Here is an 11143-nt window from a genome sequence, read left to right on the forward strand (position 1 = left end):
AAACTCAAGAGAAACTATGAAAGCGTCATAGCAATGGCCTGCGCTTTTCTGTGGCTACCAATGTGAAACGGGAACAGACCCTAGAGTGCCGCTCCTGCTGCACCCCTTAAAATTACTCTTGGGAAATCTCGAATGAAGAAGCTATGGATGTCTGCTGCTGTTGCGGCGCTGATCGCCACCACCAGTGGTTGCGTGAGCTACAACGTCAGCCAGCCAAGCGCACCGCTGGAAGGCACTGTCAAAACGGACCTTAAAGCGGACGTCAAGGTCGGCGGCACCATCACCGGTGAGTCCTCCACCAATGTGCTGTTCAACTTATTCAGCTTCGGTGGCGACAACCAGTTTGCTGATGGCGTGACCTACGGCGGCGCGAGTGGCGGTGGTGGTCTTGGGCTGGCGCTGCCTGACCCTGTATCAACCGCCAAGGCTGCTGCTGCCTACAAGGCAGTCAAGTCCTCGGGTGCTGATCTGATCGTGGCGCCACGTTATGAAGTCAGCGTTCAGGATTACTTCATCTTCAAGAAGGTCAACGTGAAGGTGACGGGCAGCAAGGGCAGCATCAGCAGCATTCGCTGATTCGGCGAGGGTGCTGCTTTCCACGCGGAGCAGCACCTGGTTGTGGGTTCAGAATTGTGTACCTATCTTCGTCGAAACGGATCTTTTCTCGCAGGTTTTTGCCTTAAGAAGGCTACACTGTGTTGATCATCCGGGCCCTGATAACAGGGTCTGGTTCAAGCCGAGGACCTGTATGAAATTTCGCTTTCTTCTTTGGATGCTGGGTCGAATGATGGCCCGCGCCAGTCGAGACAATCCCGATTTCCAGCAGCAGTTGGCGGGCAAGAACCTGACCTTTCAGTTGCAGACCACAGACGGCAAGATTGCGCGCCATTTCGTGGTTCAGGATCAACGTATTCACACCGCGAGCGGTGTGGTGGCAGAGCCTGCCTTTGCCATCGCGTTTCGTGACGCAGCGTTTGGTTTTGCCACACTTCAGGCAAAAAACAAGCAGTTGGCGTTCATGAGGGGCATTCAGGACAAGGACATTCAGATCAAGGGCAACCCGGCCCTGGTGATCTGGTTCCAGGGCCTTACCAAGTACCTCAAGCCGAAAAAGAAAGCAGCCTGATCAGGGCAGTTGCAGACCGCCTGCTGCTTTGTGCAGCGCGCGAAGGTGTTCGCCCATCTGTTTCAGATTGCTTTCGTTGGCTGCGATTTCCTTGGCCCGTTCAGGCTCCAGCAAAGCGCGCACTTCCTTGTCGAGATCGCCGGTCAGACGCTTGAGCTGTTTCTGGCGCTGACTGCTTTCTGCCTCAAGACGCTGCCACTCACTGGCCTGCGGCAAGCCATAACCGTCGCTGCCCAGCAGCTCGGCGGGGCGACTCAGAAAGCCGCTGCTGGCAAGAATCTCCTGCAGCGTCATGGTTGCCTTGGAAACCCTGCCGTCGTTCAACTGCCGTGCGCCCAGATAGCGTTGCTTGACTTCATCCTGTGCCAGCAGCAATTGCCGACGCAGGCTCGCCTGTTCCAGTAGCAGGATGGCGGCGCTGGTGCGCAGGTCAGCCTTCTCGAACCATTGGCTGCGTTCGCTGACGGGCAGGGTCATCCATTCTTCGACGGTGTTCTGCTTGATCGGCAGGTATTTCTTCAATACCTCGAACATCGCCTGATAACGATCGCGGTAAGAGTCGAATCGATAGCCCAGGCGCAGCGCTTCCTTGGGGTCGTCCAGCACGCTGGTATCCGTCAGCCCACGGCCTTTCAGCACTTCGAGCAAACCGTTGGGCAGAATGCTGTCCAGGCCGATCAGCTTGGGATTGTGTGTGCCGCTGCGCAACAGTTTGAGGTTTTCAACCGCGCAGTTGTTCGAGAGAAAGTAGTAGTTGCCGTCGTAGCTCCAGTGCATTTCGGCAGCATGCTGAACCAGCCCTTCGATCTCCGGGCGGGACAGCGTGATCGGCACCGATGCCAGGCTGCGCAGTTCAGTCTTGGTGTATTCATCAATGACCTGAGCCAGCGGCAGGACAAACAGCCGTGACGGGTAGGCACCCATCAAGCCATCCCAGCTTGAGAGCTGCACGTCGCCGACAAACGCCCGGTAAGACAGGACCAGATGCTGGTCGAGGTCCAGTCGGCAATCCGGGCCACGCGGGCGACCGGGTTTGCAGATCACCAGCCGCAACATGCTGTGACCCCAGCGGCTTGCCCAGTTCTGATTCGCCTCGGCCAGCAGGTAATCGACCGCGTAGACCCGCTCCGGGTCCAGCTTGCCCAAGGGTTCTCGGCCGAAGTCGCTGCCGGCATTCAGGTACGGGTAATACGTCGGGCATTCATCGCGTGCAGCCGGTGCCCAGCCGAAGCGTTGCTTGTAATAGGCATACAGCGCGGGGCGACGGCAGGCGTAGGCCGGGTCGAGGAGAAAATACTCCATATTGACGGCTACGAATTCCAGCGGGCTGGTGGTTTCGTAGATGTCCGGGCTGCGCGCGACCTGGCCGTTATGTTCTTCGCGTTCACCGCGACGGCCGACATATTGCTGCCAGCCGGCGAGGTCCAGCAGGCGCGGATCGTCGCTCAGGGTGAAGCGTCGTTCGGTCTGACCGCGACAGCTGTCGGGCAGGCCGATCTTGCCCAGCGAGCTGTTGCGCGAGGCGCAGCGGAAAATAGCCGCCTTCTCGGTGGGTGACCACAGGCGAGCGCGGTCGTACACGTGGGTCAGTTCATGCAGGACGGTGGCGAGCATTTCCCGGCGAACCGTGCCATGCGGCCGGCCTGTCTGGGCTGTGGCCGCCGAGCCGTCGGTCAACGCAGCCAGCAAATGGCTGTTGAGGTACAGCTGATAAGGGCCGGCAGCCTGGCCATAGGCGTTTTGCGGCATGTCACCGGACCAGCTCACCTCGACGGTGCGGTCCAGCGTCTCGACGAAACTGGGTGGCAGCGCCTGCATGGCTTCGTCGAGCAGCGTCTGGCTGGCTTGCTGTTGGGCGGCGTTGAGGCCATCGGCGTGCAGTTCCAGCTTCAGGCTGGCAAAGGCAGGTGTCCCGACCAGCGACAGCGCGCCAGCAAGCAGCCAGGCGCGAAACCGCCTCACAATGCGAGGATTGCTTCAGCCAGGGTCTGATCGCTGGCACCGCGCGCTTCCGGCACGCGAGTACGCAGCGTATCGAAGGCTGCGTCGAGCTGGGCGCCGTGTATGTCGCCGCCGCTGGCAACGTAGCTGGCGGCATCGTCCTTGGCCTGGATGACAACCTTGGAGTCGCGGATCGATGTGGTGGTGTCCGAGGTGAAGTCGATGGTACGGCCGAACGCACGAACGATGATGTTGCTCGTGGCCACTACGGTCTGAGCCTGGGCAAGATCGGCCAGCAATAGCAGGCCAAGTGAAGCAGCAGCAATCAGCGGGGTACGCATGTAGTGACGTCTCCAGTTACGCAAAGAGGGGAAAGTGGCTATTGGACGAGGATTGCCTGCGCCAGTTCAAGGTCGCTGGCATGAAGTTTTGCATTTGCCTCGCGCAGAGCGAGCAAGGCCGATTCAAGCCTCGCACCGCGCATTGCTCCACCACTGGCGACAAACGCTGCAGCGTCGTCCCGGGCCGCGATGATCAGCTTGTTATCGAACGGCGCCGTTGTGACCTGACTGGTGACATAGCCGGTGATGACCAGGCTTTGTGTAGTCGTATCGAACGCTTGAACCTGGCTGACAAAGGTCAGGCTGGCAATGGGTGCGATAAACAGAAGGTGCAGTAAACGCATGGCTTTCACGAACCGGCAAAACAGGCATCAAGGCTAGCGCAATGCTCTGGCACGGGCTACCCCGACACAGGGCCGGGGCGCAATGTGTCAGATGGCCAGAATGGCCTGCGCCAGCTGGTTGTCGGTGGCTTGCAGTTCAGGCAACTGTTGGCGGATGTGCTGCAGTGCGCCTTCAAGGCGAGCGCCGCGAATCTCGCCGGAGCTGGCCACAAAGCTGGCTGCGTCTTCACGTGCAGCCAGAACGATCTTGTCGTCCTTGAGGGACGACGACACTTTGGAGGTGGCGCGGGTGGCCGCGTTGACTGCATCGACCACTGCGTCAGTGGTCACGATGAAGCTGGAGGCGTTGGCGCCTGCTGCAGCGGTCAACAGGAAGGCAGCGCCAAGGGTACGTAGCAGAGACATGATCGGATTCCATCGTGGACAAAAGGGCGCAGGCTGCTTGCGAAGCCAAAGGGCTGGGGTAGAGCGCTAGACTATCCCACCGATACCGCGCTTGTCATGGCGGTCGACAGCCGGGTGTCATCTGGCATGCGATATTTGGTAACTGTATAGGCTTATTTTGAAATATTTAAAACTGTACTGCTGCTGGAAAATTAGCCTGATTGTGAGCCTGAAACGACAAAACCCGCCTCGGTTGCCTGAGACGGGTCTTGTATGAAGCAATTCGGGGTGCTGGTGGGAGACCTTTGGAGGTCTGGGACCAGCGAGCGCTAAATTAGCGCCAGAACGGCTTGCTCAGCTCTTCGTAACGCTGGGATTCGCTGATACCGGCGTCAGCAAGCAGGCGGGAATCCAGGCGAGCCAGTTGATGGCGGCTGGACAAACGACGCTGCCAGAGCATCAGGTTGGCGAATACGCGCAGAGGCAAAGAAGCTTTTGCAGTGTTGACGGTGCTTTCGCTGAACAGATCGGAACTGATTGTACGTTCCATGGTGTGACTTCCTTCCGCTTGTGGCGGGATTAGTGAGTTGCTTGACTGGTGCCCATTTTCCTCGTACGCGTCCAGCTTCGATAGACACAGTTCACCTGTATTGTGAGGGTTCAGTTAACTGTGATCGGGCACTGTTTTGTTCATAAATGGGGCAACTGTACCGGTCGGCACCAATGCAGTGCATTTTGTGCTCGATTGTGGTGATTTTGGCGTTTCAAGGCAGTTTTGTGACCGGTACAGAAGTACAGTTTTCTCGGATACCGTTCAGCGGCACAGGAAAGTGATCAAACAAAGGTCTCAATCACTTCCAACTGTCCTGTTCAGGTCGGCAGCATGCGCCCGGTTTCTTCCAGGTTGATGTGCCAACTCAGTGCTTCCCGAAGGATGTGCGGGGTATGTCCGCCCAGCGCGCACGCAGCGTCGAAATAGGCGTTCAGTGCATCGCGGTAATCAGCGTGTACGCAGTTATCGATGATCACCCGCGCACGCTCGCGAGGTGCCAGCCCGCGCAAATCCGCCAGGCCCTGCTCGGTCACCAGAATGTCGACGTCGTGCTCGGTGTGGTCGACATGGCTGACCATCGGCACAATGCTGGAAATCGCGCCGCCCTTGGCAATCGACTTGGTGACGAATATCGCCAGGTGCGCGTTGCGCGAAAAATCCCCGGAGCCACCAATGCCGTTCATCATCCGCGTGCCACAGATGTGGGTGGAGTTGACGTTGCCGTACAGGTCGAACTCCAGCGCTGTGTTGATTCCGATGATTCCCAGGCGGCGGATGACTTCGGGGTGATTGGAGATTTCCTGCGGGCGCAGCACCAGCCTGGATTTATAGCGGTTGAAGTCGGCAAACACCTCGGCGTGTTTGGCCGCCGACAGCGTCATGGAGCTACCGGAAGCAAATGTCAGCTTGCCGGCGTCGAACAGGTCGAATGTCGAGTCCTGCAATACTTCGGAATACATGGTGAGGTCAGTGAATGGCGATTCCAGCAGGCCATGCATGACTGCGTTGGCGATGTTGCCAATGCCCGCCTGCAGTGGCATCAGCTTGTCGGTCAGCCGGTCTTCGCGCACCTCCTTCTTGAAGAACTCCACCAGATGGTTGGCGATGGCCTGAGTATCTGCGTCAGGCGGCGTGACGGTGGAGGGCGAGTCAGGCTGGTTGCTGATGACGATGCCGACGATCTTTGCCGGGTCGATCTTCACCGCGTGGCTGCCAATCCGCGAATCGGCTTCCAGCACCGGGATCGGCAAGCGCGTCGGCCGATAGCTGGGTATATAGATGTCATGCAGGCCTTCCAGCTCCAGAGGCTGGGACAGGTTGATTTCCACGATGACCTGTTTGGCCAGAATCGCGAAACTGGCCGAGTTGCCAACGGAGGTGCTCAGCACCAGGTGGCCTTCCTCGGTAATTGCCACGCACTCGATCACCGCGAGGTCCACGGCCTTGATCTGCCGATTGCGCAACAACTCGACGGTGTCGGACAAATGCTGGTCGATGAACATCACCGTACCGTTGTTGATCGCCTTGCGCAGCGTGCTGTCGACCTGAAACGGCATGCGCCGGGACAGCACGCCGGATTCGGTCAGTTGCTTGTCCAGGTCATTGCCCAGGCTGGCACCGGTCATCAGGCTGATTTTCAGCGGTGTCACCTTGGCGCGCTCGGCCAGCGCATGCGGCACGGCCTTGGCTTCGCCTGCGCGGGTGAAGCCGCTCATGCCGACGGTCATGCCGTCTTCAATCAATGCAGCAGCATCGGCTGCGCTCATAACCTTGCTCATCAGGGAGGGCAGGCGGATACGGTCACGGTACATGGGTTCTGTCTCGTAGATAGAAGCGAACGACAAGTCTAGAGAACCGGACCTTGTTCGTCCCGCTACCAAGGTCGCATTTGAGGCCTCTAATGGGCGGCTTCAGCGCAAAACACTGTTACGCGAAATGTAAAAAGCCCCGGTCGCCAAGCGAGCCGGGGCTGTGCTGAAGCGGGGTCAGGCTAGGCGTTTTCCACAGCCTTCACCATGTCCTCGATCACCTTTTTGGCGTCTCCGAACACCATCATGGTTTTATCCAGATAGAACAGCTCGTTATCCAGCCCTGCGTAACCACTGGCCATCGAGCGCTTGTTGACGATGATGGTCTTGGCCTTGAAGGCTTCCAGAATCGGCATCCCGGCAATGGGCGATTTCGGATCGTTCTTGGCGGCCGGGTTGACCACGTCGTTGGCGCCGAGCACCAAAACCACGTCAGCCTGGCCAAACTCGGAGTTGATGTCGTCCATCTCGAACACTTGGTCGTAAGGCACTTCGGCTTCGGCCAGCAGCACGTTCATGTGCCCCGGCATACGCCCGGCAACCGGGTGAATGGCGTACTTTACGGTGACGCCACGGTGCACCAGCTTTTCTGTCAGCTCCTTGAGGGCATGCTGTGCGCGGGCCACGGCCAGGCCGTAACCCGGCACGATGATCACCGTGTCGGCGTTGGTCAGCAGGAAGGTTGCATCGTCTGCCGAGCCCGACTTCACCGGGCGCGCTTCCTTTGCGCCTGCAGGCCCTGCCGAATCCGTTGCGCCACCGAAGCCGCCGCCGATCACGTTGAAGAACGAGCGGTTCATCGCCTTGCACATGATGTAAGACAGGATCGCGCCCGAAGAACCCACCAGCGAGCCGGCGATGATCAGCATCGAGTTGTTCAGCGAAAAGCCGATACCCGCCGCTGCCCAGCCTGAGTAACTGTTGAGCATTGAGACCACGACCGGCATATCGGCGCCGCCAATCGGGATGATCAGCAGCACGCCAATCACGAACGCCAGGGCGAGCATGATCGCGAAGGCCGTAAGGCTTCCGGTGAACATGAACGTCAGGCCAAAGAACAGCGTGGCCAGGCCGAGCGCCAGGTTGAGCTTGTGCTGCCCGGCAAACTGTACCGGTGCGCCTTGAAAAAGCCGGAATTTGTACTTGCCCGACAACTTGCCGAAGGCGATCACCGAGCCCGAGAACGTGACCGCGCCAATGGCCGCACCGAGGAACAGCTCCAGACGGTTGCCCGCCGGGATTGCGTCGCCCAAGTGCCGAACGATGCCCAGTGATTGGGGCTCAACCACAGCAGCAATGGCAATGAACACCGCGGCCAGGCCGATCATGCTGTGCATGAACGCTACCAGCTCCGGCATTTTGGTCATTTCGACGCGTTTGGCCATGATCGAGCCGGCGGTTCCGCCGACCAGCAGGCCGACCACGATGTAGCCAATGCCGGCGCTAGTGCCCTCAACGCTGGAAAGGGCTGCCAGTTTGAACACCAGGCCTATCGTGGTGATAACGGCCAGACCCATACCGAGCATGCCGAACAGGTTGCCGCGGCGGGAGGTGGTCGGGTGTGACAGGCCTTTGAGTGCCTGGATGAAACAGATCGATGCAATCAGATACAGCAGCGTGACCAGATTCATGCTCATGACTTTGGCGCCTCGTCTTTCGCTTTGGGTGCCTTTTTCCTGAACATCTCCAGCATTCGCCGAGTGACCAGAAAGCCGCCAAACACATTCACTGCAGCCAGCGCGACGGCCAGCGTGCCCATGGTCTTGCCCAGCGGCGTGACGGTGAGGGCAGCAGCGAGCATGGCGCCGACGATCACGATGGCAGAGATCGCGTTGGTAACGGCCATCAAGGGCGTGTGCAACGCAGGCGTGACGTTCCAGACCACGTGATAGCCGACATAGATGGCCAGCACGAAAATGATCAGGTTATAGACGCCGGGGGAGATCAGCTCTTCCATTGGTGTGTCCTCAGCCGTTTTTGCGCACGACTTGACCGTCGCGGCACATCAGGCACGCGGCGACGATGTCGTCTTCAAGGTTGATCGAGAATGTGCCGTCCTTGTCGAACAGCAGCTTCATGAAGTCCAGCAGGTTGCGGGCGTACAGCGCGGACGCATCGGCGGCGACCAGTGCGGGCAGGTTGGTGTGCCCGACAAGGGTGACGCCGTGCGCGACGACAACCTCATCCGCCACCGTCAGCGGGCAATTGCCGCCTTGCGCAGCCGCCAGGTCGATCACTACCGAGCCGGGCTTCATCTGCGCCACGGTTTCGGCGCTGAGTAGCACCGGTGCCTTGCGGCCGGGGATCAGGGCGGTAGTAATAATGATGTCCGCCAGCCTGGCCCGCTCGTGAACGGCTGCGGCCTGGCGCTGCATCCAGCTGGCGGGCATCGGGCGGGCATAACCGCCTACCCCTTCGGCGCACTCGCGCTCTTCATCGGTCTCGTACGGCACATCGATGAATTTTGCGCCGAGCGATTCGATCTGCTCTTGGACTGCCGGCCGTACGTCGGAGCCTTCCACCACGGCACCCAGCCGTTTGGCGGTAGCGATGGCCTGCAGGCCTGCGACGCCTGCTCCAAGGATCAGCACGCGTGCCGCTTTGACGGTGCCAGCTGCGGTCATCAGCATAGGCATGAAGCGCGGGTAGTGGTGCGCGGCGAGCAGCACGGCTTTGTAGCCGGCAATGTTGGCTTGCGAAGACAGCACATCGAGGCTCTGGGCGCGGGAGGTGCGTGGCGCGGCTTCCAGGGCGAAAGCGGTGACGCCGCGTTCGGCCATCTTGCCGATCAGCTCGTTGTTGAACGGGTTGAGCATGCCGATGACCACCGAGCCGCTGTTTATCAGCGCCAGCTCGTTATCGTTCGGCGCGACGACCTTGAGGATCAGCTCACCTGCAAACGCATCGCTCGCCTCACCTATGACGGCACCTGCGGCCTCGAAGGCGCTGTCTGGAACGCTGGCCTGAATACCGGCGCCGCGCTGCACGGTAATCCTGTGCCCTTGACTGATGAGCTTTTTGATGGTTTCGGGGGTGGCAGCCACCCTGGTTTCGCCCGCTTGCGTTTCGAGAGGAACACCAATGTGCACGACAAATCTCCTGCGCGATTTTTTATCGTTTGTAGGTAGGCCAGGGCACTACGGCTGGTGCGTCTGGCTGGTGCGTCTGGAACGGTCAATCAACGCGCCCTTTCGAGCAGGCGCGGGGCATTTTGCAGACGATGTTTCCAGGCAGCAATACATTCTGTAACGAAACTATAGATGAACTACAAGTCACACTGTGACCTATTGTCGCAGCAGTCCCGTGCAGCGCTTTGGCTGCGGGTGTTTGAGCGTTAATCCACAAAAAATACAGGTGATAAAACTTTTTTTCGAAAAACGCCTGGGATCAAGCTGAAATCAATGGAATAACCCCGTAGATATTGAGGGGTTAGTTCGATTATCGAGCTTTTTAGCGAGTTGTCCCTATGCGACATAAGGTTATATATGTAGGGGGTTTTGGCATGTCACTACCTTCAAGCGAGTGCGTGTTCTTTGTCTTGCGGCAGTGAGTAATCATGGGCCTGATCGACCAGCCAGTCGCGAAATGCGGTCAATGAAGCAGACTCTACTTTTCGCTCGGGGATCATCAAGTGATAGGCCTTGTTGCTGGGCAGGGCGCTGGTGCTGGCGATCACCAAGCGTTTTTCGTGCAGTTCACACTGGATGAGAAAGGGCGGGATCAGCGCCACGCCCATGTCGTGCATGGCTGCCTGCGCCAGCATCGAGAACAACTCGTAGCGAGGGCCGGTCATGTCGCGGGCAACGTTCAGGTTCTGCGCGTTGAACCATTGGCGCCACGCATAGGGGCGGGTGGTCTGTTGAAGCAGCGGCAGCTCGGCCAGCTCGCTGGCCTTGAGGCTGCCTCGCCCGCCGAGGAATGAAGGGCTGCACACCGGCAATAAGTTTTCGCCCATCAGCCTGTGTGACTGGGTGCCCGACCAGTCGGCGTCGCCAAAATAGATGGCGGCATCGAAGTCGGTGTCGGCGAACAGAAACGGGCGCGTGCGGTTGGTCAGGTGAACCGTGACATCAGGGTGCTTGTGCTGAAAGTCTTTCAGGCGCGGCAATAGCCATTGGGTACCGAAGGTGGGGACTACGGCCAGCTCGATGGCATGCGCACCTTGTTCGCCCATGATCGAAAGGGTGTCCCGTTCGACGGCGTCCAGCTGCAGGGCAACACGTCGGCTGTAGGAAAGCCCTGCTTCTGTAAGCTTTACGCCCCGCTTTGAGCGTCGGAACAGTTCTATGCCGAGGAACTCTTCCAGCCCGCCTATCTGCCGGCAAACGGCGCCCTGCGTGAGGGAAAGCTCATGCGCGGCTTTGGTGAAGCTCTCATGGCGCGCGGCTGCCTCAAAACTCACCAAGGCCGTTGTGCTGGGTATTTTGCGTCTCATGTACTTTCTTCTCACTGATCTTTTTGTTGTGGGGCCGTAAACCGATCTTCGAAGTGAGAAATTAGCACAGAGACTTGATAAAACCTCGTTTGTCGCAGTGGTAAGCCGGGGCTAGGGTCTGTTCCCGTTTCGACGTAACCTATTGATCCCTATGAGAACAGGCCCGTATTGTTGGAGTTCTCACACAACACCAATACGAGCCTGCAATGCC

12 protein-coding genes are annotated in these 11143 nt (G+C 59.0%); 2 read left to right on the forward strand and 10 right to left on the reverse strand.

Going from position 1 to position 11143, the window contains the following annotated elements; genetic code table 11:
* Positions 1-132: 132 nt before the first annotated feature.
* Both DW49_RS0123525 and DW49_RS0123530 read left to right on the forward strand, forming a co-directional pair.
* Entirely contained in the window at positions 133-576 is a 444-nt protein-coding gene (locus DW49_RS0123525) for a hypothetical protein (protein ID WP_017682588.1), read from the forward strand.
* 172 nt (positions 577-748) lie between these two features.
* On the forward strand, positions 749-1126 hold the full coding sequence (locus DW49_RS0123530; protein ID WP_005621815.1) for an SCP2 sterol-binding domain-containing protein: 378 nt from the start codon (positions 749-751) through the stop codon (positions 1124-1126).
* Here the strand turns inward: DW49_RS0123530 and DW49_RS0123535 are convergent, their stop codons facing one another.
* The 10 genes from DW49_RS0123535 to DW49_RS0123580 form a co-directional block, all read right to left on the reverse strand.
* Positions 1127-3088 carry a DUF7844 domain-containing protein gene (locus DW49_RS0123535; protein WP_005621810.1) on the reverse strand — a complete coding sequence of 654 codons (1962 nt, stop codon included), beginning with the start codon at positions 3086-3088 and terminating at the stop codon, positions 1127-1129.
* Positions 3085-3408 carry a DUF2388 domain-containing protein gene (locus tag DW49_RS0123540; protein ID WP_003383126.1) on the reverse strand — a complete coding sequence of 108 codons (324 nt, stop codon included), beginning with the start codon at positions 3406-3408 and terminating at the stop codon, positions 3085-3087. The genes DW49_RS0123535 and DW49_RS0123540 overlap by 4 nt, the downstream gene beginning before the upstream one ends.
* Positions 3409-3446: 38 nt before the next feature.
* Positions 3447-3752, reverse strand: a complete 306-nt coding sequence (locus tag DW49_RS0123545) for a DUF2388 domain-containing protein (RefSeq protein ID WP_005621804.1) — start codon at positions 3750-3752, stop codon at positions 3447-3449.
* A gap of 87 nt (positions 3753-3839) precedes the next feature.
* Complete coding sequence (locus DW49_RS0123550) at positions 3840-4157, reverse strand: DUF2388 domain-containing protein (protein ID WP_003383124.1); 318 nt, start codon at positions 4155-4157, stop codon at positions 3840-3842.
* Between the two features lie 313 nt (positions 4158-4470).
* Positions 4471-4686, reverse strand: coding sequence for a DUF1127 domain-containing protein (locus DW49_RS0123555; RefSeq protein WP_003383123.1), 216 nt, complete (start codon positions 4684-4686; stop codon positions 4471-4473).
* A gap of 320 nt (positions 4687-5006) precedes the next feature.
* Positions 5007-6500: an acetyl-CoA hydrolase/transferase family protein gene (locus DW49_RS0123560; RefSeq protein WP_005621799.1), complete on the reverse strand. Its 1494-nt coding sequence runs from the start codon at positions 6498-6500 to the stop codon at positions 5007-5009.
* Between the two features lie 179 nt (positions 6501-6679).
* Positions 6680-8134, reverse strand: a complete 1455-nt coding sequence (locus DW49_RS0123565) for an NAD(P)(+) transhydrogenase (Re/Si-specific) subunit beta (RefSeq protein WP_005621796.1) — start codon at positions 8132-8134, stop codon at positions 6680-6682.
* On the reverse strand, positions 8131-8454 hold the full coding sequence (locus tag DW49_RS0123570; protein ID WP_002555867.1) for an NAD(P) transhydrogenase subunit alpha part 2: 324 nt from the start codon (positions 8452-8454) through the stop codon (positions 8131-8133). Before DW49_RS0123570 ends, DW49_RS0123565 begins: the two co-directional genes overlap by 4 nt.
* Positions 8455-8464: 10 nt before the next feature.
* On the reverse strand, positions 8465-9586 hold the full coding sequence (locus tag DW49_RS0123575; RefSeq protein WP_024420001.1) for a Re/Si-specific NAD(P)(+) transhydrogenase subunit alpha: 1122 nt from the start codon (positions 9584-9586) through the stop codon (positions 8465-8467).
* Between the two features lie 425 nt (positions 9587-10011).
* On the reverse strand, positions 10012-10932 hold the full coding sequence (locus DW49_RS0123580; protein ID WP_005621789.1) for a LysR family transcriptional regulator: 921 nt from the start codon (positions 10930-10932) through the stop codon (positions 10012-10014).
* Positions 10933-11143: the final 211 nt, after the last annotated feature.

This window comes from Pseudomonas avellanae BPIC 631 (genome assembly GCF_000444135.1).
Lineage (GTDB): Bacteria > Pseudomonadota > Gammaproteobacteria > Pseudomonadales > Pseudomonadaceae > Aquipseudomonas > Aquipseudomonas avellanae.

Coding starts and splice junctions, on each gene's coding strand:
- DW49_RS0123525 (WP_017682588.1), top strand. CDS start 133: ATGAAGAAGCTATGGATGTCTGCTGCTGTTGCGGCGCTGATCGCCACC.
- DW49_RS0123530 (WP_005621815.1), top strand. CDS start 749: ATGAAATTTCGCTTTCTTCTTTGGATGCTGGGTCGAATGATGGCCCGC.
- DW49_RS0123540 (WP_003383126.1), bottom strand. CDS start 3,408: ATGCGTACCCCGCTGATTGCTGCTGCTTCACTTGGCCTGCTATTGCTG.
- DW49_RS0123545 (WP_005621804.1), bottom strand. CDS start 3,752: ATGCGTTTACTGCACCTTCTGTTTATCGCACCCATTGCCAGCCTGACC.
- DW49_RS0123550 (WP_003383124.1), bottom strand. CDS start 4,157: ATGTCTCTGCTACGTACCCTTGGCGCTGCCTTCCTGTTGACCGCTGCA.
- DW49_RS0123555 (WP_003383123.1), bottom strand. CDS start 4,686: ATGGAACGTACAATCAGTTCCGATCTGTTCAGCGAAAGCACCGTCAAC.
- DW49_RS0123560 (WP_005621799.1), bottom strand. CDS start 6,500: ATGTACCGTGACCGTATCCGCCTGCCCTCCCTGATGAGCAAGGTTATG.
- DW49_RS0123565 (WP_005621796.1), bottom strand. CDS start 8,134: ATGAGCATGAATCTGGTCACGCTGCTGTATCTGATTGCATCGATCTGT.
- DW49_RS0123570 (WP_002555867.1), bottom strand. CDS start 8,454: ATGGAAGAGCTGATCTCCCCCGGCGTCTATAACCTGATCATTTTCGTG.
- DW49_RS0123580 (WP_005621789.1), bottom strand. CDS start 10,932: ATGAGACGCAAAATACCCAGCACAACGGCCTTGGTGAGTTTTGAGGCA.